This window comes from Planktothrix mougeotii LEGE 06226 (assembly GCF_015207485.1).
In the GTDB taxonomy this organism is placed as follows: domain Bacteria; phylum Cyanobacteriota; class Cyanobacteriia; order Cyanobacteriales; family Microcoleaceae; genus Planktothrix.
Genome location: NZ_JADEWU010000040.1, coordinates 1 through 25,279 on the forward strand (window position 1 = coordinate 1; position 25,279 = coordinate 25,279).

The window sequence follows — 25,279 nt, forward strand, 5'->3', positions numbered from 1 at the left end:
GATGAGGGGATGAGGGGATGAGGGGATGAGGGGATGGGTTTTTATTGTTAAAACAGAATGAATTGTATCGGATGCTTTAAATGGACAACGAGATATTATGAAGCGACAAATAGAAGAAATTGCCAGGTTTTTTCAGGTTTCTGTGGCAGTGTTTTTCCCTGGAAATTCAATTCGGAATCTTAGTTGATTTAAAATTTACAGGCTGAAAGATAAGTTTCGAGATAACGCCAATGATCATCTCCATAGCTTTCTTTTAAAAGATTGATCGTTTCAGTGCCAATCACTAATTCTCCTTCATGAGTATAGGAAATTTCAGGATCGGCTTGAGTCTCTTCATCCCCTAAAAGATGCTTAAGCGTACTCAACGTATGGGCAAAACTTGCCAACACATAATGCTCTGTAATCCAATCTTGCGGATCAGGAATGATACTTTTGCTACGGTTTGGTTTCATAGGAGTTACATTAAAGCGAGGGAGTTTATAAACTTTATATTGTAAAACTCAGAAGTTGGCTTTATGTATTCGCTGTTCACCTGAGATTGGTCTAATTATGATCGATATTGTAATTAATTTCAGTGATATTTAACGGGCAAGAACGATGATCAATTTCGTATATTTTTGTGATCTGTGTCACGGAAAATGGGAAGCAGAGGGGGTTTACTGTTGACAATTGACGGTGTAGAGACACGCCATCGCCCGTTCCTACTGGCTGTTGACGGTTGAAGATGATCCATCTCCTCGCGCCCTTTCTCCTCTTCCTGGGTGTAAATTCTCTTAGAATGGGATAATATTCAGAGTTATAGCAATAAAATCCTTTAAAATATTGCCTTCATTATCGGGAGAAAACAGAATGTTACCTGTAGACCAAGCTGAATCAATTCTATTAAATTTAGCACAACCTCTCGATGGTGAATCTGATCAAGAAGTTGTCGGTTTATTAACTGCCTCTGGACGAGTTTTAGCTCAACCTTTAGTCAGTCAATTAGATTTTCCCCATTGGGATAATTCGGCAATGGATGGGTATGCAGTGCGATATGAAGATGTGGTGAATGCTTCGATAGACCATCCTCAAGAATTAGAAATTATTGAAGAAATTCCAGCCGGATATGCTCCCCAATGTACAATTAAAACCGGACAAGCGGCGCGAATTTTTACAGGAGCTTGTTTACCTAAAGGGGCGGATACAATTGTGATTCAAGAAGAGACAGAACGGCTAGGAAATCGAGTAAAAATTCTATCTGCTCCAGAACCCCATGCCTTTATCCGCTATCAAGGATCATATTATAAAGCTGGGGAACCTTTGTTAATACCTGGAATTCCCTTAGAAGCGCCAGAAATTGCAGTATTAGCAGCGGCTCAATGTACCCATATTCCTGTTTATAGAAGGTTACGGGTGGCGTTATTATCAACAGGAGATGAATTAGTGACTCCAGATGAACCGTTGAAGCGGGGACAGTTAGTAGATTCTAATCAGTATGCTTTAGCAACGGTGGTGGCGAATTTAGGGGCTGAACCGATTTCTTTTGGCATTATCCCTGATCAACGAGAGGTGTTAAAAAATGCGATCGCTCACGCCCTAGAAAAAGCCGATATTGTCCTATCAACGGGGGGCGTTTCGGTTGGAGATTATGATTATGTTGAGGAAATTTTAACCGAATTAGGCGGAACTATTCATATCCAAGCCGTAGCAATTAAACCCGGACAACCGTTAACCGTTGCGAGTTTTCCCCATTGTCTATATTTTGGTTTACCGGGAAATCCGGTTTCAGCGTTAGTTACATTTTGGCGATTTGTGCAACCTGTCATCAAGAAAAAATCGGGATTATTACCGCAATTTTGGCAACCTGAATTTGTGAAAGCGCGATCGCTTCAAAAGTTAAAAGGAGGAGGGAAACGAGAAATTTATTTCTGGGGTCAATTACAATTAGTCAAGGGTGAATATGAATTTCAATTAGCACCGGGAAGTCAGATTTCAGGTAATTTAATTAATCTAGCACAAACAACAGGGTTAGCGGTTTTACCCATTGGTCAATCTGAAGTTAAAGCAGGTGATTTCGTTCAGGTGTTGAAAGTTCGCTAATTTTTGGATATTACAAAGAACTTAACACTAATCTCTCAACTTTTCAACTTTTAGTAAAAACTACTTGACAAACATCTAAAAGTCTGATTTTATCCGTAGGGTGCGTAAGCTCCGCGCACGCACCTGACCCAACTACAAGATCCAGGTTACACTCATTTAAAAATGTTAGCTTCTAATGATTACATTAAATTGCTTGCAAATTTTCCTCCGCGTCCCATAACGTCTGAGGAAGAATTAGAATTGACTCAAACTATTATCGATAAATTATTAGATAAAGGGAAACTAAGTCAAGATGAGAAAGACTATTTGAATGTCTTAGGTGCTTTAGTTTATGAATATGAACAATGAACTTTCAATATAGTATTTTAATTCAATGGTCAGAAGCAGATCAAAAATATGTAGTGAGTTTACCTGAATTTGGGCCTTATGCTCATACTCACGGGGAAACCTACGAAGAAGCTTTAAAAAGTGGTCAAGAAGTATTAGAACTTTTAATTGAAGATTATCAAGCCAGAGGAAAAGAACTTCCTAAGCCTTTAACAATTAAAGTCTAGTTGATCTTCATAAATCGGTTTATTAGTTAGTAATTTTAACCATAAAAATCTTCATCTAAAATTTGTTCAATTGAAAACGGACAAACTTTTGGATATTCTTCTTCATGAGGAATACGAACTCCAAATTGAGCGCGTTTTCCTTCTTTAATCGCTAACCGACGACTATCAATATAGGCGTTTTGAATAGCTGTGGTGAAAAAGGATTTTAATGAAGGAGTTTGTTGCAGTTGCTTTTGAACACGCTGACGATGTTCATCAACGGAATTATACCAACTTGCTTTCATCATTTCCGGTGCATCTTGTTGAACCATTAACTTGAGTAAATGGGCGAGTAAGACCATTAAATTACTTTCAAGACGATTTTTTTCCGATTTCCCCAACTCGGTTAACTCCTCAATTAAATGTTCCACATCTAAAGCGGTAAAATTTTGCTGTTGTAACTGTTCAATAGTTTGTTGAATCCAAAGTTGGAAATCTTTTTCATAGAGATGTTTAAGCATTTTTAAAAAGATTAAATAAAAATGAAATAATTTTTAATGACTGAAGTTTGACCGAGCACTGAATCCATTGTCCCCTGAATGTGCAAAAATAAATTACGGTAATATTTAGAAATTGAGAGTAAACTGTGAGTTCAACTGTCGTCACGCCAACAGATACACAAACAACGGTCAACCTGGCTCGTCGTCCTGTTTTTCCCTTCACCGCAATTGTCGGCCAGGAAGAAATGAAACTGGCTCTGATTTTAAATATTATCGATCCCAAGATCGGTGGTGTGATGATTATGGGCGATCGCGGGACGGGGAAATCAACCACCATTCGCGCCTTAGCCGACTTACTCCCGGAAATTGAAGTCATTGCGGATGACCCGTTTAATAGCCATCCCACCGACGCAGAATTGATGAGTGATAACGTGCGGGAACGGTTGAGTCAGCATCAGGATGTTCCGGTATCTCGCAAAAAAGTCCCGATGGTGGATTTACCGTTAGGCGCTACTGAGGATCGGGTTTGTGGGACAATTGATATTGAAAAAGCCTTATCGGAAGGGGTAAAAGCCTTTGAACCGGGACTTTTAGCTAAGGCTAACCGGGGAATTTTGTATGTAGATGAAGTCAACCTCCTCGATGATCACTTGGTTGATGTATTGTTAGACTCGGCGGCGAGTGGTTGGAATACCGTTGAACGGGAAGGGATTTCTATTCGTCACCCCGCACGGTTTGTGTTAGTCGGTTCTGGAAACCCGGAAGAAGGGGAGTTACGTCCGCAATTATTAGATCGGTTTGGAATGCACGCCGAAATTAGAACGGTAAAAGAGCCGAATTTACGGGTTAAAATTGTTGAAGAACGAACTTCTTTTGATCAAAATCCTGAAGTTTTTTTACAAAATCATCTTAACGATCAACACCAATTACAACATAAAATTGTAGAGGCTCAAACCCTTCTTTCTTCTGTGCAAATAGATTATGATTTACGGGTCAAAATTTCCCAAGTTTGTTCAGAATTAGATGTGGATGGTTTACGGGGAGATATTGTTAGTAACCGGGCTGCAAAAGCTTTAGCAGCATTGGAAGGACGTACAGAAGTAACCCTTGATGATATTCAACGGGTAATTACTTTATGTTTACGTCATCGTTTGCGGAAAGATCCTTTAGAAACCATTGATTCTGGTTTTAAAGTGCAGAAGGTTTTCCGTCAAGTATTTGGTTTACCTGAAGAACAATAATCAGTTATCAGTTATCAGTTATCAGTTATCAGTGTAAGAGTTAGAGCAGTAGCTAAGGCAGTTAGGATATTAAATGATGGTTATGTTCCTGAATCGTTCATTATCCTGCTGCTATTTCGCTTTATGAAAAAAATAATTTTAGGGTTTGATCCGGGTTTGGCAATATTAGGATTTGGGGCTATTGAGTGTCAAATTAATGATAAAACTCAGGAACAAGAAGCGGTTTCTTTAATTGATTTTGGGGTCATTAAAACACCCGCAAAAACGGAATTAGGGAAACGGTTATGTATTATTTATGATGATGTAAACCAATTATTAACTCATATTAAACCGGATTTAGCGATTGTTGAAAAGCTGTTTTTTTATCGCATGGCAAATACTATTGCTGTTGCTCAAGCAAAAGGAGTGTTATTATTAGTCTTAGCTCAACATCAGATTCCCTTAGTTGAGTTTACTCCGGGTCAAGTTAAAAAGGCTTTGACAGGACATGGCAATGCGGATAAATATCAGGTTCAGCAAGCAGTTGCACGGGAACTGAATTTAACAGAAATTCCGAAACCGGATGATGCTGCTGATGCTTTAGCCGTTGCCCTAACCGCTTGGTTTGATCCTGATATCATGTTTCAATACCCATTAAGTTCCTGAAGTTTAACGAGTTAGTTATGATTATTCTAACGTCTCAAGAAATTGCTCAATTTCGCTCACAACTGGCTGAATATTCTGTTGCTTTAGAAGCTTTAGATCGAATTGAAGATTGTGAAGGAGATCTCGAAGATGCGGCTATAGAAATGGCAATTCATGTTGGGCAATTACCCGATACTTCGGAAAATTGGTTAGATGGGTTAGCGAAACGATATCGCGTGAGTTTATGTAATAAAGACCTCCGAGAAGAATTAATTCAAGGCAATATTAAAGCGATGGTAGAATCTTTAATTGCAGAAAATCAATGTCCTGCATTATTAATTACTCCCGTTGTTCTTTATGCGGTAAAATCGGGAATTAATGAATTTTGTGAACCCTTAGAATATAAATTATAGGGATCTTCTAACAAAACAACCCCCTAAACTGAAAAATTTACCCTAAAATTGAGAATCAAACACCAACCGAGTTCAGGAGTGATTTGTGAGTCCAGAAACCTTAGTGAAACAACCCCCTGTTACCAATCATTTTAGTATTGATGACTTTAATTCTCATGTCATGAATACCTACGCTCGTTTTCCCATTGCATTAGAGCGGGGAGAAGGGTGTCGGGTTTGGGATACACAGGGTAAAGAATACTTGGATTTTGTCGCCGGAATTGCAACTTGTACCCTGGGACACGCCCATCCTGCTTTAATTGAAGCGGTGACAAAGCAAATTAAAACTTTGCACCATGTTTCTAATTTATATTATATTCCCGTGCAAGGAGAATTAGCCAAATGGTTAACCGATCATTCCTGTGCAGATAAAGCTTTTTTCTGTAATTCTGGGGCCGAAGCTAACGAAGGCGCGATTAAATTAGCCCGGAAATATGCCCATGAAAAATTAAATATTACAGACCCGGTTATTTTAACCGCCCATGCCAGTTTTCATGGTCGCACGTTAGCAACAATTACGGCGACCGGACAACCAAAATATCAAAAAGGGTTTAGTCCGTTAGTCCCCGGATTTGTTTATATTCCTTATAATGATATTGAAGCTTTAGAAGCAACAATTTCCGAAGTTGATCAAGACGGACGACGGGTTGCCGCGATTATGTTAGAAGCACTGCAAGGAGAAGGGGGTGTGCGTCCTGGGAATATTGAATATTTCCAAAAAATTCGTCAAATTTGTGATGAAAAAGGCATTCTATTAATATTAGATGAAGTCCAAGTTGGCATGGGTCGCAGTGGCAAATTATGGGGTTATGAAAATTTAGGAATTGAACCCGATATTTTCACTTCGGCGAAAGGTTTGGGGGGTGGAATTCCCATTGGCGCGATGATGTGTAAAGCCTTCTGTGATGTTTTTGAACCCGGAAGTCATGCGTCTACCTTTGGCGGAAATCCGTTTGTTTGTGGGGTGGCGTTGGCAGTTTGTCAAACCTTAGAACGAGAAAATATTCTGGAAAATGTACAAAAACGAGGTGAACAACTTCGCAGCAAATTAACAGAAATTGCTCAAAAATATCCGAATTTAATTGCTGAAGTCCGAGGTTGGGGTTTAATTAATGGTTTGGAATTAAAACAAGATGTGGAATTAACCTCTCCAGAAGTGGTAAAAGTGGCAATGGAAGCGGGATTATTATTAGTTCCTGCTGGCCCGAAGGTGTTACGGTTTGTACCTCCTTTAATTGTGACCGAGGAGGAAGTTAATACAGCGTTACAAGCAGTTGAAAAAGCGTTAGAACAGTTAACCGCTTAAGTGTAAAATTCCCTATTCTTATTTCTTAAATTGAAAAAGAGTAGGGAATATTTTAGGGTTCAAGCTAAATTTTTAATAAATCCTTGGCTTTTTTAATCCGATAGCGATATAGAATGGATTACATCGTTTAAAAATTGATCGCCTTGATTATTATATTAATGACTTAAATAAAATTCCAGGAAATTTTATTCATGGGATTAAAAGTTCTAGCCTAGCTGAATAACTCATGTATTGTTATAATAAATGGATGGAGGTAAACCTATGATGACAACAACAACATTACTTTTACCCGAACAACGCACCCTGTTAAAGCAGGTAAGTTGGACAACGTTTATCAATTTATTAACCGATTTAGGAAATAATCGCTCGGCTCGTTTATATTATGATCAGGGAGTATTAGAAATTATGACTCCATTAGGAGAACATGAAAATAATAATCGGTTTATTGAGTGTTTAATCGGAGTAATTGCAGATGAATTAAACCTAAATCTTAAAAAAATGGGTTCTTTAACATTAAAACGAGAAGAAGTCTTAAAAGGTGCAGAACCGGATTCTTGTTATTATTTAGAAAATGAACCGTTAGTTAGACATAAACAGAATATTGATTTAGCATCAGACCCCCCACCCGATTTAGTTTTAGAAATTGATATCACTAGCAGTTCTTTAGATAAACGTCCGATTTATGCAGCCTTTGGAGTTCCTGAACTGTGGTGCTATAATGGCAGAAAACTAGAAGTTTTTATTTTAGATCAAACGACTCAATCTTATCAGCAAGTCACTCAAAGTTTACATTTTCCCTGGCTACCTTTAGAAATCATTCCCGAATATATTCGTCAAAGTTTAATCGACGGAGAAACCGCAACGTTAAAAGCCTTTAGAAGTTTTGTTAGACAGTTCATTCCTTGTTAAATAAATGATGACTACGTTATAATACAAAGTTAAATATTTTGGATCATAGCCGTCAGCACCCCGCTCTGAAGAGACGGGGCTTCATGCCTCCTCTTTGGATAGCTGACCAGCCTAAGTCTTAACTGACTACGTTATCGGCAAGCGTTAAAGAACCCACCAATGGATGCGTAGCTAGTCCGTTGCTCTGGAACTCGAAAGTTAAACAGTTTTACGAGGGGTAAAACAGTGCTTTTGAGATAGTTACCGACCGATAACATTGGCGAAGCTAACTTCACCCTAGCAATAGGTGTGGTAGAAATACCAAAAAAACCGGGAATCGGCAAATACAAAAATTTTTGTCGATTCCCAATCCAATATTCACGGGGAATAAATTCCCCTGAGTCGTGTTTCCTCTCAGGTCTGAAGACGCTGAGTTTCCACACTCCCATGCTTTTTTCTATGAATAATCCTCTCGACAATGGCGACGAGCATAACCTGGATTCTATCTTTAATAATTTAATACAATCTTTAGGAATTGACCCCCATCAACAACAGATTCCCTCTGCACCTGATTTCCATAGCCACGACCCCCATCATCCTCATTTTGATATCTCTAACTTAGGTGGACATGGAGAATATTATCAAGGTTTACACTCGTCTTTTATCTCTGACCTTGACCCTCAAACTCCAGAATTACATCCCAATGGGGCGGAGTTAGAACAGTTTAATCCTTATCAGCAGCCCGCACAAACCGACTATTCAACCCCTGATCAATCCTATCACAATTCTGGCATAGAATATCACTCGCAACAAATGTCTACCTTTTCCGAAATGCAAACGTTTAATTATGTACAAAGTGGAGATTCTAATAGCGTTCATATTTATGCAGATGGTGATGTTTATTGGGATAGTGGCGGACAAGCCGGACATATTGAGGGGCAAAAATTTTATAACACGAGCCACCATTATATGGGGCATTTAGGCGCTGATATGAAGGTCTATGATGCCCATGATAAATGTATTGGTTGGGTTGATACAAAAGGTCATGCTTATACCTTAGATGGGGCGGTTTTTGCTGAAGGAAAAACACCCATTTGGGCGGCAACAGTGTTAGTTTTTAACACCTCTAGTCCAGGTTAGTCCATTGTAGTAAGCCCTTCAGGGCTTAGAGTCCTGAAGGACTCACTACGAGTAGTAAGCCCTTCAGGGCTTAGAGGCGTGAACACCTCACTACGAGTAGTAAGCCCTTCAGGGCTTAGAGGCGTGAACACCTCACTACCCCAAAACTGAGAGTCCTGAAGGACTCACTACGAGTAGTAAGCCCTTCAGGGCTTAGAGGCGTGAACACCTCACTACCCCAAAATTGATTTCAGGGGTTGATTATAAAGATAAACCCTATAATTTATTAACAGGAGATTAACTCATGACACGCTTATTACCAGGAGATGCGAAAATGGGATTGTGGGATAAAATCAAGAGAGGGTTTGAATCTGTATTTCTTCCTCAAAAATACATAGCTGATACCCAAGCCAGAAATACGGTTATTCAAGTTGCGAACAATGTCGCAATGGAGGAAAAACGACAACAAGTTCAAGCCGAAATAGCGGAAAAACAACAACAAATTCAATTAGCACAGTACAAATTACAATGTGTCCAGGTTGCTAATAATGCCGAAATAGCGGAAAAACAACAACAAATTCAATTAGCACAGATTCAATCACAATATATCGAAAATCAAAAAAATCGAGAATTTCAAAAGGAACTCCAAGAATATATCCAAAGCGTTAATTTAGCCATCCATAAAAGCAATATAGAGTTCCAACGCTGGCGTTTTGAACAGGAAGAAAAACTGCAAAATGAATTAGCCCAATATAATCGAGAAACCCAATTAATTATTGCTGAATATCAACGGGAAACCGCCCTAAAAGTTGCTCATAACCAAGCAGAAGTTCAGAAAATTTTTGCTAATTGGCCGTTAACCTTACCTCCGGCGCAAATTTTAGAATCCTACAGTAATAAAAGTTTAATTCCCCTGCGGGTTTTTATCGCTCCCCCTAAAGTTCAGTTTGAAAAATTTGCCACCACCCCGCAAAATTTCCCCGATATTGAATTAACTATAAATCAAAAAATGCGCGATTTTTTTGATCAGTATTCTCAACAGGGAAGATTGATAGAATTTTTAGCAGGCGCTTGGGAAAGTAAACGTTTTCATAGTGAAGCCAGTATTAAAGCTTTATTCGGGATGCTACAATCAGAACCGACATTAATATTAGAGTCGGAATTTGATGGAGATTATCTCAATTTCAGAATCGCTTATTGGACAACAGGACAGCCTGATTTTTCCTATCAAACGATTATTTCTCAACTCTCCTATCGGGATATTTTATATAATTCTGCTAAAACTCGCGCCCGCAAATGGAAAGTTACAAAAGACAAACTATTAGCACTGGGAAAAACCCAAGCTGATATTGATAAACGGGGCGGGGATAATGAAATTAATCTCAAAATTTGGGAAGAAGAACAAAGTTTACGAGAGGAGGGAATAGACGATGATGAGTTAGAAATTCACTATAAAATTAATAGCAAGCATTTTGAAGATTTGTACCAGTTTTTAATCACCTGTCATTGTTTGGTCGCAGGTTGGATAGCTGACACTCATCATTTGTTTCTCCATGATTTCACGCCTTTATTACCGCAATTACTCCCAGATTTAACTCAGAATATCCCAGAGGGAGAAGTTGCAGATTCAGTAATAGGGATGGTCATTTCTGGCTATGAACAAATCTACAAAATCCTAGAAGCAGAAAGTTCTCACCGTCTCCCTGAATTAATCCTAGAATTAGCACAAGGTTTAGTCAATTTACCCAATCAATCTTGGGCGAAAAATCAATTAATTAATTCTGTTGAATATTGGTTGAAGTTAAGAAACCCGGTTTCTTTGAGAAACCGGGTTTCTGAGGTTTCTGAATTATGGGACAGAGTTAATTCTGTAGTCATGGCTGAGGATTTAGACTATATTGAAAAAATCAATAATTTGTTAGAATCTTTGGGAGAAACTCACCGCGTTAATATTGTTCAAGCTTGTTATCAACGGGGACAAAACCATTGTCAACAGGGAGAATATACCACCGCCATTGATGATTTTACCCAAGTGTTGTTACTTGAACCGAATTCCCCCGATGCCAATTATAATCGCGGATTCACCTATATGCAATTAGGAGAATATCAAGCGGCAATAGAGGATTATAACCAAACCTTGCGATTAAATCCCAATTATGCCGAAGTTTACAACAATCGCGCTAATGCTTATTATAAATTAGGCGAGTACGAAAAAGCGATCGCAGATTATAATTCCTGTCTCGCCCTCAATCCTAATTTACCCGGAGTTGCCCATAATCGGGATGTTGCTCAAGGAGTTTGGGATGAAAAACGCCGTCAGCAACAAACAGAAGTAGAAACAAAACGCCGTCAGGAGGAAGAAAGAAAACGTCAGGAAGAAGCCGAAAAACGCCGTCGCCAAAAGGAATTTGAATTTGATGTCATTACTGTTAACGCCCAAGGAAAGGAAACCAAACGAGAACGCCGTCGGGCTGAATTTTTTAAACAGGATTTAGGCAATAATATCAGTTTAGAAATGGTATCAATTCCTGGGGGAACCTTTATGATGGGTGCGGCTCAAAATGAAGCAAATGCGAGTAGCGACGAATATCCCCAACATCCAGTTAATATTGCTGCATTTTCTATGGCAAAATATCCCATTACTCAAGCTCAATGGGAAGCTATTATGGGAAATAATCCTTCTAGTTTTAAAGGCGCAAACCGACCCGTTGATAGTGTAACTTGGCACGAAGCGCAAGAATTTTGTCAGCGACTTTCCCAAAAAACAAGTAAAACCTATCGTTTACCTTCTGAGGCGGAATGGGAATACGCCTGTCGTGCTAAAACTGAAAGTCCTTTCCATTTTGGCGAAACAATTACAGCCGATTTAGCTAATTATGGCGGTAATTGTGCGGAAACCACCGATGTCGGTAGTTTCAAGAAGCCCAACGCCTTTGGATTATACGATATGCACGGTAACGTCTGGGAATGGTGCGCCGACCCTTGGCATGAAAATTATACTGGTGCGCCAGATGATGGAAGTGTTTGGGAGTCGGGCGGAAATACTCAATACCGGGTGCTTCGCGGTGGTTCGTGTTACGGCAATCCCTGGGTTTGTCGCAGTGCCTATCGTTACAGGTACGTGCCGGTCAGTCGGAACAGGTACTTCGGATTTCGTGTTGTTTCCCTCCCGCCTGCGTGGACTCTTTAGCCCTTTGTCCTTTAGCCCTTTTGCCCTTTACCCTTCTTTCTTCTTTTCCCTTCTTCCCTTTTCGCGCGTCAGCGCGTTTAAAAATTTTTTTTTCAGGGGGTGGGTTTTGTTAGAAATCGGGTTTCTGCAATAACTTTTGCTGCATAATAGAAAGATTGCTAAAGAAACCCGGTTTCTGAGTCCCCGCAGTTGTATCGAGAAACCGGGTTTCTCCCGTAATCTTTGCTGCATAATAGAAAGATAGGATAAGAAACCCGGTTTCTGAGCCCCCACAGTTGTATCGAGAAACCGGGTTTCTGCCGTAACCTTTGCTGCATAATAGAAAGATAGGATAAGAAACCCGGTTTCTGAGCCCCCACAGTTGTATCGAGAAACCGGGTTTCTACCGTAACCTTTGCTGCATAATAGAAAGATAGGATAAGAAACCCGGTTTCTGAGTCCCCGCAGTTGTATCGAGAAACCGGGTTTCTGCCGTAACCTTTGCTGCATAATAGAAAGATAGGATAAGAAACCCGGTTTCTGAGCCCCCACAGTTGTATCGAGAAACCGGGTTTCTGCCGTAACCTTTGCTGCTTAACAGAAATATTGCTAAAGAAACCCGGTTTCTGATCACCTACGTTGTATTGAGAAACCGGGTTTCTGCCGTTATCTTGACTGCTTAACAGAAATATTGCTAAAGAAACCCGGTTTCTGAGCCCCCACAGTTTTTGTCTTATAAAATTAAAGCGGCGATCGCAATCGTTAGAGTGACAAAGGTTTAAGCCAACACTATTGTTTATCTGTAATTGAAATGATATAGGGGTGATAGGTATTGGGTTTATAAGAACCCACCCAAATCTCATATTTTCCCGATAACCATTGACCTTCAATACTAGGATTAATATCTTTAGAATCATCACTACACCAGCTTCCTCCAGGCCCTCGAATGACTAAAACCGTATCTTCACTACTTTGGACTTGGAGTTTTAAATAATCAAAAAAACTGGTTAAAATTAAAGTATGATCCGGTTGTTGATCCACATAACCCTGACAAGTCCCGGTTTGAGTATCTTCTCGTCCGGCGATATCTTTTGCTAAAGCTGGCCCCCCACTTAATCCTCGAATTAGCATCGGGTCGGGCCTAAACTGAGGAGTTAGGGTAATATCTTCAAACATGGGGGTGGATGCGGCGTTAAACGGTTGAGCTTGAACTGTACGAGGCAGTAATCCCCCAACCGTCATCATCACAACGCCCAATGCTAAGTGTTTTAGAGTTGCATTAGTCATTGTTGGAACTGTTTTATTTATGATTTTTTACCCAGAATTTCTTCTTTGAGGGTATTAAAATCGGCACTGAGTTCCTTACGAGTCTCTGCTTTCAACAGATAACGATAAATAAACCAAGCAGAATATCCCAAACCAACGGTTTCAAACGTAGGTTTAATTAGAGGAATTTCATTAATAATTTCCACTAATCCTGTTAAAATTTTAAAGGTAATTAACAGGGCAATTAATAAACCCACAGTGGTTAAAGGACGCTTGTATTCCTTAAAGAAACCTCCTAAATTTTCGGGAAGTTGAGATAAAAACGCGAGAATTTCTTCTTTCATAGGTTGTAAGGATTGGTTAACAGAATCATAAGAGAATGAAGTTGGAGAATCAATAACCACCTCAACTTTAGTCGCAGGGGTTGTCACGGGTTCAGCATTGAATAAAACCTCCGTTGCTGAAGTATTAACCCATTGGGGTTGAGGTTCAGCAAGTTCGGGTTCAACAATCGGAGGCAACTCTTCGAGAACTTGTTCCACGATCGCTTGATCCGTCACAGGTTCCGGTGTCGGTTCAAGGACTGGAGGTAACTCTTCAATAACCTGTTCCACGACTGTTTCATCAGTTACAGGCTCCTCAACGACAGGTTCCGGTGTGGGTTCTTCCACTGCTACAGGCTCCTCAACGACAGGTTCCGGTGTGGGTTCTTCCACTGCTACAGGCTCCTCAACGACAGGTTCCGGCGTGGGTTCTTCCACTGCTACAGGCTCCTCAACGACAGGTTCCGGCGTGGGTTCATCTACAAGCGGTAACTCTTCGAGAACCTGTTCCACTATCGCTTGATCAGTTATCGGTTCTAATGTGGGTTCTTCCACCGGAGGTTCCTCAGCTACAGGTTCCGGTGTCGGTTCGTCCACAACCGGAGGTTCCTCAGCTACAGGTTCCGATGTCGGTTCTTCCACCGGGGGTAACTCTTCAAGCACCTGCTCTACAATTGCTTCATCCGTGATGGGTTCTGCTGGGGTGACAGACTCCTCAACGGGAGTTTCAGCAACCGGAGGTTCTGAAGATGGGGATAGGGGGGAATCAACTCCCGTTTCTGCTTCAGATGCTTGGGCGGGTGTTGAATTCACGGTAGGCTTAGGTTTTTTAGATTGGGAAGAATTGCCTTTAGCATCGGATGATTTGCGAGATCTGGGAGAATTTGCCATGATATCTGCCTCGTTAAAAATTAACCCTGTAAAACAGTTTGAAAACGAATTAAATCAATCCCTTTTTGATGGAACAATAACCAAGATTCGATTAAATCTGGGCCGTGCATTGTTCCCATCAAAGCTGCTCTGAGCGATCGCATCACTAACCCTTTTTTGACGTTTGTTTCTTTCATCGCACTATTAATCATTGCTTTAGCAGCATCTGATGTTAAGGGTTGATCCCGTTGTTGGGTTATTTTATCCTGAATTGCCTGCACAATTGCGATCGCACCTTCTTGTTGCAATTGCGTTTTTGCTTCTTCGTCTAACTCTACGGTTTGGGTGAAAAATAATCGACTCATTTCAACGGCATCTTTTAAGGTCGTTAAACTAGGGCCAATTAATGCCGTAAGCTGTTCTAACCAAGGTTGATCTGAATTAGAGTCAAATTGATAACCCGCTTCTTGCCAATAGGGAATTAATAAAGCTGTTAATTCGGGAATGGGCATTTTATGAAGATATTGGCTATTAATCCAATTCAATTTATCCCAATCAAATTTGGCTCCGGCTTTATTCACCCGTTCAAAACTAAAGTGTTTGGCTGCTTCTTCTAAAGTAAATAATTCTTGAGTGGCATCGGGGGGAGTCCAACCCAATAAGGTCATATAATTTGCTAACGCTTCTGGGGTATATCCCATTGTTTTAAAATCAGAAATTGAGGTAACGCCATCCCGTTTTGATAATTTACGTCCCTCAGCATTCAAAATTAATGGTGTATGACCAAATTCAGGAATAGCTGCATTTAACGCTTCATAAAGTAAAATTTGTTTAGGCGTATTAGAAATATGATCTTCACCCCGAATAACCTGGGTAATTTTCATATCAATATCATCAACAACCACGACAAAATTATAAAGCGGTTGCCCAATTTCACCTTGATTAGAAGCCCTAGCAATCACCATATCTCCGCCTAAATCACTGCCTTTCCAAGTGACTTTTCCGCGAACTAAATCTGTCCAACTAATTTCTCGATCATCATCAATTTTAAACCGAATTACTGCTTGACGACCTTCCGCTTCAAATTGGGCTTGCTGTTCGGGGGTGAGATGACGATGACGGTTATCATAGCGAGGCGCTTCATTATTGGCTTTTTGGGCTTCTCGCATGGCATCCAATTCTTCTGGGGTACAATAGCAACGATAAGCTAACCCTTTTTCTAATAAGGTTTGGATGGCTTGACCATACAACTCTAAACGATCAGATTGATAAAATGGCCCTTCATCCCAAGTTAAGCCTAACCACGTTAACCCCGTGAGGATGTTTTCAGTATATTCGGGGCGAGACCGTTCTAAGTCGGTATCTTCAACCCGTAAAACAAATGTACCGCCTTGGTTACGCGCAAATAACCAGTTAAATACCGCAGTTCTAGCCGTTCCTATATGTAAATTTCCGGTTGGACTTGGAGCAAGACGAACTCTAACAGTCATAATCAATTCAATATCAATTTTAATTTAACAGGGGAGGATTGCCCCGTAGATTGTGAAAATACACAGATATTATTAGTTTACCATTATTTAGTCCTCTGCGCGCAAAATTTTCTCCAAAGCGAGTTAAAGGTTAAGGTTTTTCAAAGACTAAAAAATGTTGTTGAGGTAAAAAACATTGCGTTTCTCGCCATTTTAAACCGACGGCTTCCATTTCTTTTTTAACTTGTTTTTCTGACATTTTATGAAGTTCTTTAATTAAAATAAAGGGATTTTCCTGACGATATTCTAATAATACAACTCGTCCACCCGGTTTTAAGGCTTTAACAATACCTTGCATCATTTCTAGGGGATATTGAAATTCATGATAAGCATCCACCATTAGTGCTAAATCAAGACTAGACTCAGGTAAATTAGGATGATCAATTGTTCCTAATATCGGTTCAATATTTGGAATATTTTCCTGAGTTTTTACAAAATTAATTAACGCTAACATTTCCGGTTGTACATCGACTGCAAACACTTTTCCCAAGGGAACTAAAGGACTAATTCTAAAGGTAAAATATCCGGTTCCTGCGCCGATATCTGCCACATTATCCGTCGGTTTTAAATCTAAGGCTGCGATCGCTTGTTGAGGGTGTTCAGAGGTTTCTCGACTCGGACGTTCTAACCATCGGGCGCCTTCATGACCCATGACTTGAGCAATTTCCCGACCTAAATAAAATTTACCAATACCATCGGGATGATGTAAAGTGCGATATTCGTAAACGGGAGCAACTTGAGCAGACGTTAAGGCGATAGTGGGATAGGGGTTAAGTAAATATCCTCCCAAAAACACCGCAACGCTACAAATAATAAAGGATAAATATTGATACACAGGTTTCATAGTAGTTTACATTGGATGAAAATTGTTGTTAAACTAGAAAGAATGGGTGCAATCGTTTAAATGGGTTTTGGGTAAAGGATCAATTTAATATTTAACAGGCAAGATGCCTGTTCCACCATATTTTATAGGAGAATTATCCCTTGCGTCGAGACTATAACAAATTAGTGCGTGATCGCATTCCCGAACTGATTCAAAAATCAGGGTATCAGTGTGATATTACCACATTATCGGAAACTGAATATCGTCAAGCTTTACGGGATAAAATTCTGGAAGAAGCTCAAGAAGTTGTCCAAGCTTCTGATCAGGAATTAGTTTATGAATTAGCAGATTTATTAGAAGTGGTAGAAGCTTTAATGGAAAGTTACGGAATTGAAAATGAACGGATTTTATTAGAACGAGATCATAAACGGGCCGAAAAAGGAGGCTTTGAACACAAAATTAAATTACTCTGGACAGAAGCCATCGCCTAAATTTGGAAAGACTCTTGAGTTTCAATTCCAAAAAAATCACCCGAAAAAACAACAGGTTAAGGTTCTGGGTTTTGACTGATGTACTCTTGCAAAAAAATGCGGTATTATCAGTAAAACGTCAATTTTAATTAATTCAAGATCGGTTAATGTTTACTTATTATTCCCTACCCTGGTTAAAAGCTTCCTATACCTTACCTGTTGTTTATTCCCAACTGGTTGGGTGGTCAATGGTGTATCCTTCGATCTATGCCAGCGAACTCTGGAAAGCTTATTGGAAATCTAATTTATCTCCAAAACCTTCTCCCTCTACCTCTGAAGCGGAACCCGTTGTTACCATTATTGCAGAGGAGATAGTTAAAATAGGAGTGGGGGTTGAACCAATTATGATTCTTCCCCAAGCGGAAACAGAAGTTCCCCTGATCTTAGAACAACCTAATAGTGTTGAGGAAAAACCCTTGACCCTATTAACAGTTGAAGTTGTAGAAAATCCTGCGATTTCAACAGAAACCTCACCCCCATCTTTTCCGATTTCGCCTCGACAAAAATCCGAAAATCGCAAACGAGTGATCAAATTATTACAGTCTTTTTCCATTACTCAATTAAACGATATCAACCGTTTAACCTTAGATCGAACTAAATCTTTAGCAAAAGCACTAGGAATTCCTCAAAGTATTCAAGGAGAAAAGAAAAAAATGGCGGTTCTTAAGGATGAAGTTAAACAAAAATTACGTGATTCTGATTTATTAAATAATGGTTAATCTTAACTCTAACTCTCATGGCAGTAACCCGAATTAGAATTGCGAAAGATAAAGCAGAATTAGTGCGATCGCTGACAGAAATTGAAGGCAAAACCGGGCCGTTTCAAACCTATGCAGATGTTATTGCTTTTGCTGCATTATTAGGAAAACGACGGAAAAAACGAATTCCCGTTGATGGACTTTCTAAACGTGATCCTGGGCCGATTTCAATGGAAGTTTTTATTTCTAGGGGATATGATGCTATGATTAAATTAGTGGCGATCGCCGAAACCCAAAACCCTAAAATTTTATCTCCCTTTGAACTCGAAGCCGAAGAACAACGAGCATTAATTTTTGAAGAATATGCCAATGGCGGGTTAGAAATATTACGAGAGGAATGTCGTGGGACTGTTGATTATTCAGATCGATTATTATTAATATTAATGGCAGAACGCGATCGCCCCAATCAACCGGAAGGCGAATTTGATTTAAGTCGTTTCCTGGGTTAAATTTCTGTCTTAAGATAGATGAAAAATTGATTGATAATTGATTATTAATATTAGTGTCTGTTTCTAAGGAAAAGTTTAGCTTGCTTATAAACCCTTAAGATTAAAAGTTAATAAGCAAGACCTGAAAAGCTTTAAACCTCCCAACCCCTTACAACGGTAAAGCTAAAGGTTTAAATCCATGTTTAACAGAAACATTGCCAATGTGTTCCATTTTTTCCAGGGTAATTTGATTTCGACCCCAAGAAAAATTGGTGTAAATTTTCTCAAATTCCAATAACATTGATTCGGCAAAACAGGCAAACAGTTGACGACCGGGTAACTTCATATTGACAATTTTCATAATTTTCCAGTCAATATCAAGGGAGTGTTCAACAATTCCACCATCTAAAATGTAAATTTCAGGATGTTGAATTTTTGTGGCTAAATTCTTAGGATAGCCGCCGTCAATTAGCAAACAAGGTTTCTTCAACGTATTGGGGTCAATTTCTACCCCTTTGGGCATACTGGCAACCCAAACAATAATATCAGCTTGAGGTAAGGCTTCTTCTAACCCCATAATTTTGCCCCGTCCTAATTCTTCCTGTAAAGCATTTAGGCGTTCCTTATCACGGGCAATTAATAACAATTCTCCGGCTTCTGTCAGACGGTTAAGCCAACGACAAACCGCACTACCAATATCTCCCGTCGCGCCACAAACCGCAACGGTTGCTTTGGCTAAATCAATCCCTAACTTTGTCGCTTCATTTTCGACCTGACGACAGATAATATAAGCAGTGTGGGTATTTCCCGTTGTAAACCGTTCAAACTCTAACTTAATATTACGAACTTCCTTAATTTGTTCTAAGTTAAAATTTTCAAAAATAATCGAGGAAAATCCCCCTAAAGCCGTGATATTAATGCCATTTTTTTGAGCATGAGCCATTGCATTAATAATTTTGCGAGTCGCCGATTTAATTCGACGGCTGGCTAACATTTCCGGTAAAAAGCAAGATTCCACATATTTACCTTCAATGATTTGACCAGTAATACTCGTGACTTTGATATCATCGACGATTTGAGGCGGGGCGCTACACCAAAAATCTAACCCCTGGTCAGCATATTCAGGATATCCTAAATCTCTGGCTACGGCTTGGGCGTGTTCTAGGCTTGTAAGATGACCGATTAAACCAAACATGATTCAACTGTAAATTTTAAGATGGATTTTAGATTTTAACGTCAGAAGCCGCAGACGGGCGGAAAACCATTCTCCGCTTCCAGTCTGCCAATGCTCCCATCAATTTGCTCTAAAATCCACAGGGTATTTTAGGCTGCGGTTAGACCGTAGACGGACATCCGCATAATATCGCCGGTTGAAAATCCGATATTGCTTAGAGCTTCCCCATAAGCAATCATAAAATCTTCAACTAAGGCTTCTTTTTCCATGCCCAGAACGTGAGCATCATCGGCTACTTCGTTGAGCATTCTCCAAATAATCGGAAGGTTTTGGCGGTTAGCCTCTTCCAGTTCCCCTTTGGAGGCTTCAAAATTTGCTTTTAGCCATTCTTCCCCAAAGTTGAGGTGCAGATACTCATCTTTAACTACCCCTTCGGTAATTTTGCGGGCAAAATCATCGGCAACGGGAATGTAAATGTTGTAAGCTGCGATCGCAAAGCATTCAATAATTAAAGATTGAATCAGCAAGCAGGTGACGAGTTTACCTTCTGCGGCTGCATCCTTAAAATTTTGGTGCAAGGAAGAAAAGAACTCACGAGCAAATTCCATGTCCGGTGTCACGGCTAAATTCCGACCACAGGATTGAAACCCTTTCTGATGGCGCATTTCCATTTTAGCCAAACGCGCTAAATTTTCTTGATGCTCTGGTAACATTTCACCCAGCTTGATGTAATTGTCGTAAGCTTCCTGTTCCCCTTCAATCACAATGGCATTAATCCGGCTGTAAGCATCCTTATAGGTTTCCGATTGGAAGTCAATCGCTGGAATAGCTTCAAGCTGTGGCATAGATGTACAATCTCCTCATCGCAAATGAGTTATTATAGCTAGTTTACAAACTCCCTACCCCTTTTTGGGGCAACCTTAAGATAGGGTTGGAGAGTCTATTTTTTGAGAAACTACTTAATTAAGCTTATAGCGATTCTCGCACAAAACCCGCGTCTTTTCAGCGTGGGATGTCGTTCAACCTCAAATTGATTGATGTTTTTCTCAATCTGGGATGATCTTTGATGCAAAATTAAGAGGGGAAGTGAATATCATTAGGATTAGAGTCCATGACTGACTTATGAAAACAGCAATTGAAGGGGAAAAAATATTAGTTGGATTGAGTTGGGGTCTACTTTTACTTGGGGCTGGGGTTGTATTATTACCGTTATTGGTGGTGTTGCTGACTTCCTTCTCAACTCCCAACGTTGTTGGAGAAACTCAGTTCACCGTTGCTAACTATCAGCAAGCTTGGCATCGAGGAAAATTTCTGTTAGCTTTTGCTAATTCGACGTTAGTGGCTTTAGGAGTAACCGCATTTCAAGTCATCACCTCGGCTTTAGCCGGATACGCCTTAGCTCGATTACAGTTCCCCGGACGTCGGACTCTATTATTAATCATTATCGCCACCCTGGTGATTCCCTTTCAGTTATTAGTGATTCCGATTTTTTTAGTGTTGAAGTGGGGACATCTGCTCAATACCTATTGGGCTTTAATTTTACCAACGGCTGTGAATGGCTTTGGAATTTTCCTTTTGCGTCAATATTTCCTGACAATTCCCGTAGAGTTAGAAGAATCTGCCGCCTTAGATGGAGCCAATCGATGGCAGATTTTATGGCAAATCATGTTACCTTTAGCTCAACCTGCCCTGGTCACGTTATTTTTATTTACTTTTATTGGGGAATGGAATGATTTATTTAAACCCCTAGTATTTACCACTAAACCCCAATTAAAAACCGTGCAGTTAGTTTTAGCTGAATTTCAAGAACAATTTACCAGCAGTTGGTCATTATTAATGGCGGCGGTTGTCATTTCCTCAATTCCTGTAATTGTATTATTTTTAATCGGGCAAAAACAATTTATTCGCGGGATTGCCACAACTGGAATTAAGAATTAAGCAATAGTTTAGAAGCGATATGATATCCATTAACGGTTAATCAAACCCCTGATTAACTCTAGTTTTTTCATTAACCCTTCCTGATCTATCCAACCCACATAACCACCGAATTGCAGTTCATCATCACTATCTAAGACATAAACATGATGTACGTTAATAGCATTAACATATAAATAAATTTTCCCACTTTTATCAGGAAATTTTAAATAAAGATCTCCCTTCCGAATATTCTTGCTATGATAATTAAGTTGGATTCCCATAACTTCGGATATCGGTGTCATCCCCTTAATAAGTTGGATTCCCATAACTTCGGATATCGGTGTCATTCCTTTAACTTGAGATAAATGGTGAATTACGGTTTTTAAGAAATTTTGAAAAATCACTTTTCGTTGATTCAAAATATTATTAGTAATTAATCTAGCAGTTTGAGGACAATTCCAATAACTACTATGGGCATCACTACAACCTAAAACCATCGCTAAGTCAGTTTGACCTAAACTTCTAGCTGTTTTTTCAGCCAAGTTAACATCCTCTAATAAATACTCATCTTTGAATTTCAGACAACTATTTTCAGCTAGATGTAAACTTGCTTTTAAGGGATAAGCAATTAAGTCCGAAGCATGAATTAAATTCAGCCATCTTAAAGGCTGTTCAGAAGAATAGGAATGAGCCAATTGATTAACTTTTTCAGGACGTACATCTAACATCATGTTAACAAATAAAATGGGAGAACCCATAATCGTGATACTCTTCAAATTAACCTGATGTTTAAGTTGTACATCTGTCTGATTTTCCAATTCTTGAATCATAGCTCGAATTGATAAAGCGGGGTCTTTTGCTGAAAATCGATCAGAAAATAAAACATCCCATAAAATCACAGTTCCCAAGGAATGGGCAACAATATGAAGTTCAGAATCATCAGGATTTTGCTTAATAAAATTATAGAGTTGTTGAGCGATTATTTTGCGAACTTCTCGACCCTTATCAGCATTCATATAGGTAAAGAAATCTCCAAGAAATTGAGAAAAGAAGCCTTCTCTAAATGATCGATATCGAAAAAACTCTTCACTATCACTTTTAGAATATTTCTTTTTAACGGCTGCTAAATCTTCATCAATACCATTCCATATTTTCCCCATATCCGTTAAGGCAGAACCCCAAAAACTAGCATAAAAATGAGGATTCTTTTCTTCCCGGTGACTAAATTCTGTTTTGATCAGTTGTTGTAAATTTGATGAGTAGCAAGCATCTCTGGTAGCGACACCATGAATAAAAAATACAAGCATAATCGAGAATTAGTAGAGTGTTTAATGGATAAAAAACAATTATTGCTAACTATAGTATAGCAATTATAAATGAATTGTATAAAATAGTAAACTTGATGATTAATCCCAAAAAATACTATAATTTCTCGGTAGGGGCGAGGCGCGCCTCGCCCCTACGATAATTTTGGAATCAAAACAGTTATACAATTGATTTAGACTCACTATATAGCAATTATAAATGATTAAACCAATTTTGATCAATTTCAACCACTTCAATCATTTTTGTTTCGACTCCTAAATTCAAATCTTTGAGAATTTGACACAGTTGTTCTCCATCAATTAAATCCAATACAGGCGCACCGTCACGGGTTGCTTCTTGTTTATGTAAAATACTTTGTTGCTGTTCTGAAAAACTTTGAAGTTCACAGACTTTATCATAAATTTCTTGAACTGTTCCTGACCCTCCTAAAAATTTAAGAGCTTTAATTGTGGGTTCAAATAAATCGCTATGAGAGGGAATATTTAAGGGTTGATTCATTGTTTCAGAAGTTGCGATCGCACTTTTAATTAAAATAATATTTTAAAAAAATTAAGTTCATCTACTCTAAATGTTCAATTTGGCTATTAGAAATTAGTTTAATTAGATGACTAGCAACATCTGTTCTATGACATCTATGAAAGTTCATTTCAGCACACAACAATAAAACCGTTCCTTTTTCAGCTAATTCAGCAACTTCACCTAAAGCGATATCTGCTGCTTCTCGGTCAGGAGGAATCCAATTTTGTTGACCGGATGTATTACCTAAAGCAGTTTTAGAAATATATTTAACATTATGAGCTTCACAAACTTCTTGAAGTTTATTCCCATACCATTTCCGACTCCAAGCGCGGGGAGTCATTCTTACATCAATGACAAAATTAACCTGATATTTTTTCAGATATTCTAAAAATATATCATAATTTTTTCGATTACCATATCCAAAGGTTAAGATCAGCCTTTTTTTCAAGTTGGAAAGTTTTGTTTTCATATTTTTATTAGGAATCAAACAACGTTAATTGCTGATAGCTAGATTCAGATCGCTTATTATTTTTAGGGATAGGCGGATAAAATAAACCTATAATCATAAAAGTTTGTCGATGATCTTTTAAATTGCCAACAATAAAGTATAAATCTTTTTTGTTTAAAAAGTCAACCTCTAACTTTTCTCGGACTTTTTCTAGTGCTTCTGCTTCTCGTTCTTCCAAAAGATATTTTTTTGATTGATCTCTACATTTTCGATAAAGTTGAGAAATTTCCCAGTCACTAATTGAAAGATAGGTTTTAGTCGCAATCAAAATTTTCCTTGTTTCCATAAAAATCTAATAGATTCACTGGCAAGATTATGCCCATAAATAAAGGGTATGACAACACCATACCCTCATTATTTTAACCCTTAAAATTCAGCAGACCATCCCGCTAACTTTAGTATGATAACTTTTGTTATAAAATATACTTAAACAATCAGGCTATACTATAATTATATATATCCTAAAAGTAAGGTGTAATATGAAACAGTTAAAACTATTTTCTGTAATATTCGCTGTTTCCTTAGTAGCCTGTGCCTCTTCCTTGTGCATCTTTTTGTTAATTGCGTTTTTTCAGAGTAAGGTTAGAAATAATGAGGGATTTGAACTTTATCAGCAGGGAAAATTAGAAGAAGCTATCGAAAAATATAACGAAGCTATTGAACAGAATCCTAAATTTGCCATTGCTTATAATAATCTATGTCTTGCATTAGCTAGTCAAAGAAAATTAGAAGAAGCGATTGAGAAATGCCAGAAAGCTATTGAGCTTGATCCTAAATTAGCAATGGCTTACAATAATCTTGGTTTTGCACTTGCTAGTCAAGGAAAATTTCCAGAAGCTACCGAACAATACCAGAAAGCTATTGAGCTTGACCCTCAATTAGTTGAGGCTTACAATAATCTATGTCACGCACTTGCTACTCAAGGAAAATCAGAAGAAGCTATCGAAAAATGCCAGAAAGCTATTGAGCTTGATCCTAAATTAGCAATGGCTTATAATAATATAGGTTTTGCACTGGCTGGTCAAGGCAAATTTTCAGAAGCTATCGAACAATGTCAAAAAGCTATTGAGCTTGATCCTAAATTAGCAATGGCTTACAATAATCTTGGTGCTGCACTGGCTGGTCAAGGAAAATTTTCAGAAGCTATTGAACAATATCAAAAAGCTATCGAACTTGATCCTAAGTTAGCTCTTGCTTACAATAATCTTGGTGTTGCACTGGCTAGTCAAGGAAGACTTGAAGAAGCAATTGCCGAGTATCAAAAATCATTGAACCTTGACCCAAATTCGGCTTTAGTGAAGAAAAACTTAGAAGAAGCCTATCAACTTTTGTCTTATCAACTTATACAACGCCAACTCAGGCAACAATACCAATATTGAAATAATCATATAATATTA

The 25,279-nt window shown here is 38.8% G+C and carries 29 protein-coding genes; 15 read left to right on the plus strand and 14 right to left on the minus strand.

All coding sequences use genetic code 11. From position 1 onward, the window contains the following. Positions 1 to 188: 188 nt before the first annotated feature. Complete coding sequence (locus IQ236_RS16395; RefSeq protein ID WP_190517014.1) at positions 189 to 452, minus strand: hypothetical protein; 264 nt, start codon at positions 450 to 452, stop codon at positions 189 to 191. 397 nt (positions 453 to 849) lie between these two features. Here IQ236_RS16395 and IQ236_RS16400 point away from each other — a divergent pair, with 397 nt between their 5' ends. The 3 genes from IQ236_RS16400 to IQ236_RS16410 all read left to right on the plus strand — a co-directional run bounded on the left by IQ236_RS16400 (position 850) and on the right by IQ236_RS16410 (position 2,633). Continuing rightward, positions 850 to 2,079: a molybdopterin molybdotransferase MoeA gene (locus tag IQ236_RS16400; protein ID WP_193870288.1), complete on the plus strand. Its 1,230-nt coding sequence runs from the start codon at positions 850 to 852 to the stop codon at positions 2,077 to 2,079. A 189-nt stretch (positions 2,080 to 2,268) separates the two neighbouring features. Then, complete coding sequence (locus tag IQ236_RS16405) at positions 2,269 to 2,427, plus strand: hypothetical protein (RefSeq protein WP_193870289.1); 159 nt, start codon at positions 2,269 to 2,271, stop codon at positions 2,425 to 2,427. Then, on the plus strand, positions 2,424 to 2,633 hold the full coding sequence (locus IQ236_RS16410; RefSeq protein WP_193870290.1) for a type II toxin-antitoxin system HicB family antitoxin: 210 nt from the start codon (positions 2,424 to 2,426) through the stop codon (positions 2,631 to 2,633). The genes IQ236_RS16405 and IQ236_RS16410 overlap by 4 nt, the downstream gene beginning before the upstream one ends. A 35-nt stretch (positions 2,634 to 2,668) precedes the next feature. Here the strand turns inward: IQ236_RS16410 and IQ236_RS16415 are convergent, their stop codons facing one another. After that, complete coding sequence (locus IQ236_RS16415) at positions 2,669 to 3,133, minus strand: DUF29 domain-containing protein (protein WP_193870291.1); 465 nt, start codon at positions 3,131 to 3,133, stop codon at positions 2,669 to 2,671. A gap of 125 nt (positions 3,134 to 3,258) precedes the next feature. On the opposite strand from IQ236_RS16415, the gene bchI reads away from it, so the two are divergent. The 5 genes from bchI (at position 3,259) to IQ236_RS16440 (ending at position 7,644) form a co-directional block, all read left to right on the plus strand. Beyond that, positions 3,259 to 4,353: a magnesium chelatase ATPase subunit I gene (gene bchI / locus IQ236_RS16420; RefSeq protein ID WP_193870292.1), complete on the plus strand. Its 1,095-nt coding sequence runs from the start codon at positions 3,259 to 3,261 to the stop codon at positions 4,351 to 4,353. A 123-nt stretch (positions 4,354 to 4,476) separates the two neighbouring features. Then, positions 4,477 to 4,998, plus strand: a complete 522-nt coding sequence (gene ruvC / locus IQ236_RS16425; RefSeq protein WP_193870293.1) for a crossover junction endodeoxyribonuclease RuvC — start codon at positions 4,477 to 4,479, stop codon at positions 4,996 to 4,998. Between the two features lie 17 nt (positions 4,999 to 5,015). Continuing rightward, a complete protein-coding gene (locus IQ236_RS16430; RefSeq protein WP_190517003.1) occupies positions 5,016 to 5,390 on the plus strand; it encodes a hypothetical protein in 375 nt (124 codons plus the stop codon). Between the two features lie 85 nt (positions 5,391 to 5,475). Then, entirely contained in the window at positions 5,476 to 6,735 is a 1,260-nt protein-coding gene (locus tag IQ236_RS16435) for an aspartate aminotransferase family protein (protein WP_193870294.1), read from the plus strand. A 261-nt stretch (positions 6,736 to 6,996) separates the two neighbouring features. Beyond that, positions 6,997 to 7,644, plus strand: coding sequence for a Uma2 family endonuclease (locus IQ236_RS16440; protein ID WP_228041677.1), 648 nt, complete (start codon positions 6,997 to 6,999; stop codon positions 7,642 to 7,644). Positions 7,645 to 7,775: 131 nt separating this feature from the next. Here the strand turns inward: IQ236_RS16440 and IQ236_RS16445 are convergent, their stop codons facing one another. Beyond that, positions 7,776 to 8,072: a hypothetical protein gene (locus IQ236_RS16445; RefSeq protein WP_193870295.1), complete on the minus strand. Its 297-nt coding sequence runs from the start codon at positions 8,070 to 8,072 to the stop codon at positions 7,776 to 7,778. A gap of 10 nt (positions 8,073 to 8,082) precedes the next feature. Between IQ236_RS16445 and IQ236_RS16450 the strand changes: the two genes are divergently transcribed. Together IQ236_RS16450 and IQ236_RS28225 are read left to right on the plus strand one after the other, a co-directional pair. Next, on the plus strand, positions 8,083 to 8,763 hold the full coding sequence (locus IQ236_RS16450; RefSeq protein ID WP_193870296.1) for a hypothetical protein: 681 nt from the start codon (positions 8,083 to 8,085) through the stop codon (positions 8,761 to 8,763). 283 nt (positions 8,764 to 9,046) lie between these two features. Further along, positions 9,047 to 11,932 (plus strand): SUMF1/EgtB/PvdO family nonheme iron enzyme, encoded by a 2,886-nt coding sequence (locus IQ236_RS28225; RefSeq protein ID WP_322744210.1) that lies wholly within the window; start codon positions 9,047 to 9,049, stop codon positions 11,930 to 11,932. Between the two features lie 27 nt (positions 11,933 to 11,959). On the opposite strand, the gene IQ236_RS16460 is transcribed toward IQ236_RS28225, so the two are convergent. The 5 genes from IQ236_RS16460 to IQ236_RS16480 all read right to left on the minus strand — a co-directional run bounded on the left by IQ236_RS16460 (position 11,960) and on the right by IQ236_RS16480 (position 16,743). Continuing rightward, on the minus strand, positions 11,960 to 12,421 hold the full coding sequence (locus tag IQ236_RS16460; RefSeq protein WP_193870297.1) for a hypothetical protein: 462 nt from the start codon (positions 12,419 to 12,421) through the stop codon (positions 11,960 to 11,962). 279 nt (positions 12,422 to 12,700) lie between these two features. After that, complete coding sequence (locus IQ236_RS16465; protein ID WP_193870298.1) at positions 12,701 to 13,198, minus strand: hypothetical protein; 498 nt, start codon at positions 13,196 to 13,198, stop codon at positions 12,701 to 12,703. A 17-nt stretch (positions 13,199 to 13,215) separates the two neighbouring features. Beyond that, a complete protein-coding gene (locus IQ236_RS27805) occupies positions 13,216 to 14,391 on the minus strand; it encodes a CAAD domain-containing protein (protein ID WP_228041678.1) in 1,176 nt (391 codons plus the stop codon). A gap of 20 nt (positions 14,392 to 14,411) precedes the next feature. After that, positions 14,412 to 15,860, minus strand: a complete 1,449-nt coding sequence (gene gltX / locus IQ236_RS16475) for a glutamate--tRNA ligase (RefSeq protein WP_193870299.1) — start codon at positions 15,858 to 15,860, stop codon at positions 14,412 to 14,414. Positions 15,861 to 15,990: 130 nt separating this feature from the next. Beyond that, complete coding sequence (locus tag IQ236_RS16480) at positions 15,991 to 16,743, minus strand: class I SAM-dependent methyltransferase (protein WP_193870300.1); 753 nt, start codon at positions 16,741 to 16,743, stop codon at positions 15,991 to 15,993. Positions 16,744 to 16,883: 140 nt separating this feature from the next. On the opposite strand from IQ236_RS16480, the gene IQ236_RS16485 reads away from it, so the two are divergent. From IQ236_RS16485 to IQ236_RS16495, 3 genes are all read left to right on the plus strand, one after another. Beyond that, a complete protein-coding gene (locus tag IQ236_RS16485) occupies positions 16,884 to 17,213 on the plus strand; it encodes a nucleoside triphosphate pyrophosphohydrolase (RefSeq protein WP_193870301.1) in 330 nt (109 codons plus the stop codon). Positions 17,214 to 17,359: 146 nt separating this feature from the next. Beyond that, positions 17,360 to 17,971, plus strand: a complete 612-nt coding sequence (locus IQ236_RS16490) for a hypothetical protein (RefSeq protein WP_193870302.1) — start codon at positions 17,360 to 17,362, stop codon at positions 17,969 to 17,971. 17 nt (positions 17,972 to 17,988) lie between these two features. After that, positions 17,989 to 18,459: a DNA phosphorothioation-associated protein 4 gene (locus tag IQ236_RS16495; protein WP_193870303.1), complete on the plus strand. Its 471-nt coding sequence runs from the start codon at positions 17,989 to 17,991 to the stop codon at positions 18,457 to 18,459. 148 nt (positions 18,460 to 18,607) lie between these two features. On the opposite strand, the gene IQ236_RS16500 is transcribed toward IQ236_RS16495, so the two are convergent. After that, positions 18,608 to 19,633 (minus strand): long-chain acyl-[acyl-carrier-protein] reductase, encoded by a 1,026-nt coding sequence (locus IQ236_RS16500; protein ID WP_193870304.1) that lies wholly within the window; start codon positions 19,631 to 19,633, stop codon positions 18,608 to 18,610. Between the two features lie 128 nt (positions 19,634 to 19,761). Beyond that, positions 19,762 to 20,457, minus strand: a complete 696-nt coding sequence (locus IQ236_RS16505; RefSeq protein ID WP_190516983.1) for an aldehyde oxygenase (deformylating) — start codon at positions 20,455 to 20,457, stop codon at positions 19,762 to 19,764. Positions 20,458 to 20,734: 277 nt separating this feature from the next. On the opposite strand from IQ236_RS16505, the gene IQ236_RS16510 reads away from it, so the two are divergent. Continuing rightward, the gene (locus IQ236_RS16510) at positions 20,735 to 21,550 is read left to right on the plus strand and encodes a carbohydrate ABC transporter permease (RefSeq protein ID WP_193870305.1); all 816 of its coding nucleotides are present in this window, start codon (positions 20,735 to 20,737) and stop codon (positions 21,548 to 21,550) included. 29 nt (positions 21,551 to 21,579) lie between these two features. On the opposite strand, the gene IQ236_RS16515 is transcribed toward IQ236_RS16510, so the two are convergent. From IQ236_RS16515 to IQ236_RS16530, 4 genes are all read right to left on the minus strand, one after another. Next, positions 21,580 to 22,836: a hypothetical protein gene (locus IQ236_RS16515; RefSeq protein ID WP_193870306.1), complete on the minus strand. Its 1,257-nt coding sequence runs from the start codon at positions 22,834 to 22,836 to the stop codon at positions 21,580 to 21,582. Positions 22,837 to 23,047: 211 nt separating this feature from the next. Then, positions 23,048 to 23,353, minus strand: coding sequence for a hypothetical protein (locus tag IQ236_RS16520; protein ID WP_193870307.1), 306 nt, complete (start codon positions 23,351 to 23,353; stop codon positions 23,048 to 23,050). Between the two features lie 61 nt (positions 23,354 to 23,414). Continuing rightward, a complete protein-coding gene (locus IQ236_RS16525) occupies positions 23,415 to 23,843 on the minus strand; it encodes a DUF488 domain-containing protein (protein WP_193870308.1) in 429 nt (142 codons plus the stop codon). Positions 23,844 to 23,850: 7 nt separating this feature from the next. Next, positions 23,851 to 24,168 carry a hypothetical protein gene (locus IQ236_RS16530; protein ID WP_228041679.1) on the minus strand — a complete coding sequence of 106 codons (318 nt, stop codon included), beginning with the start codon at positions 24,166 to 24,168 and terminating at the stop codon, positions 23,851 to 23,853. Between the two features lie 193 nt (positions 24,169 to 24,361). Here IQ236_RS16530 and IQ236_RS16535 point away from each other — a divergent pair, with 193 nt between their 5' ends. After that, positions 24,362 to 25,261 (plus strand): tetratricopeptide repeat protein, encoded by a 900-nt coding sequence (locus IQ236_RS16535; RefSeq protein ID WP_193870309.1) that lies wholly within the window; start codon positions 24,362 to 24,364, stop codon positions 25,259 to 25,261. Positions 25,262 to 25,279: the final 18 nt, after the last annotated feature.

What these genes read in the sequence shown, in the direction of transcription:
- IQ236_RS16450 (WP_193870296.1), top strand. Translation starts at nt 8,083, where the DNA reads ATGAATAATCCTCTCGACAATGGCGACGAGCATAACCTGGATTCTATC.
- ruvC (WP_193870293.1), top strand. Translation starts at nt 4,477, where the DNA reads ATGAAAAAAATAATTTTAGGGTTTGATCCGGGTTTGGCAATATTAGGA.
- IQ236_RS16505 (WP_190516983.1), bottom strand. Translation starts at nt 20,457, where the DNA reads ATGCCACAGCTTGAAGCTATTCCAGCGATTGACTTCCAATCGGAAACC.
- IQ236_RS16495 (WP_193870303.1), top strand. Translation starts at nt 17,989, where the DNA reads ATGGCAGTAACCCGAATTAGAATTGCGAAAGATAAAGCAGAATTAGTG.
- IQ236_RS16515 (WP_193870306.1), bottom strand. Translation starts at nt 22,836, where the DNA reads ATGCTTGTATTTTTTATTCATGGTGTCGCTACCAGAGATGCTTGCTAC.
- IQ236_RS16520 (WP_193870307.1), bottom strand. Translation starts at nt 23,353, where the DNA reads ATGAATCAACCCTTAAATATTCCCTCTCATAGCGATTTATTTGAACCC.
- IQ236_RS16490 (WP_193870302.1), top strand. Translation starts at nt 17,360, where the DNA reads ATGTTTACTTATTATTCCCTACCCTGGTTAAAAGCTTCCTATACCTTA.
- IQ236_RS16525 (WP_193870308.1), bottom strand. Translation starts at nt 23,843, where the DNA reads ATGAAAACAAAACTTTCCAACTTGAAAAAAAGGCTGATCTTAACCTTT.
- IQ236_RS16445 (WP_193870295.1), bottom strand. Translation starts at nt 8,072, where the DNA reads ATGGGAGTGTGGAAACTCAGCGTCTTCAGACCTGAGAGGAAACACGAC.
- IQ236_RS16510 (WP_193870305.1), top strand. Translation starts at nt 20,735, where the DNA reads ATGAAAACAGCAATTGAAGGGGAAAAAATATTAGTTGGATTGAGTTGG.
- IQ236_RS16465 (WP_193870298.1), bottom strand. Translation starts at nt 13,198, where the DNA reads ATGACTAATGCAACTCTAAAACACTTAGCATTGGGCGTTGTGATGATG.
- IQ236_RS16530 (WP_228041679.1), bottom strand. Translation starts at nt 24,168, where the DNA reads ATGGAAACAAGGAAAATTTTGATTGCGACTAAAACCTATCTTTCAATT.
- gltX (WP_193870299.1), bottom strand. Translation starts at nt 15,860, where the DNA reads ATGACTGTTAGAGTTCGTCTTGCTCCAAGTCCAACCGGAAATTTACAT.
- IQ236_RS16500 (WP_193870304.1), bottom strand. Translation starts at nt 19,633, where the DNA reads ATGTTTGGTTTAATCGGTCATCTTACAAGCCTAGAACACGCCCAAGCC.
- IQ236_RS16535 (WP_193870309.1), top strand. Translation starts at nt 24,362, where the DNA reads ATGAAACAGTTAAAACTATTTTCTGTAATATTCGCTGTTTCCTTAGTA.
- IQ236_RS16410 (WP_193870290.1), top strand. Translation starts at nt 2,424, where the DNA reads ATGAACTTTCAATATAGTATTTTAATTCAATGGTCAGAAGCAGATCAA.
- IQ236_RS16400 (WP_193870288.1), top strand. Translation starts at nt 850, where the DNA reads ATGTTACCTGTAGACCAAGCTGAATCAATTCTATTAAATTTAGCACAA.
- IQ236_RS16440 (WP_228041677.1), top strand. Translation starts at nt 6,997, where the DNA reads ATGATGACAACAACAACATTACTTTTACCCGAACAACGCACCCTGTTA.
- IQ236_RS16480 (WP_193870300.1), bottom strand. Translation starts at nt 16,743, where the DNA reads ATGAAACCTGTGTATCAATATTTATCCTTTATTATTTGTAGCGTTGCG.
- IQ236_RS28225 (WP_322744210.1), top strand. Translation starts at nt 9,047, where the DNA reads ATGACACGCTTATTACCAGGAGATGCGAAAATGGGATTGTGGGATAAA.
- IQ236_RS16395 (WP_190517014.1), bottom strand. Translation starts at nt 452, where the DNA reads ATGAAACCAAACCGTAGCAAAAGTATCATTCCTGATCCGCAAGATTGG.
- IQ236_RS27805 (WP_228041678.1), bottom strand. Translation starts at nt 14,391, where the DNA reads ATGGCAAATTCTCCCAGATCTCGCAAATCATCCGATGCTAAAGGCAAT.
- IQ236_RS16415 (WP_193870291.1), bottom strand. Translation starts at nt 3,133, where the DNA reads ATGCTTAAACATCTCTATGAAAAAGATTTCCAACTTTGGATTCAACAA.
- IQ236_RS16460 (WP_193870297.1), bottom strand. Translation starts at nt 12,421, where the DNA reads ATGCAGCAAAGGTTACGGCAGAAACCCGGTTTCTCGATACAACTGCGG.
- IQ236_RS16430 (WP_190517003.1), top strand. Translation starts at nt 5,016, where the DNA reads ATGATTATTCTAACGTCTCAAGAAATTGCTCAATTTCGCTCACAACTG.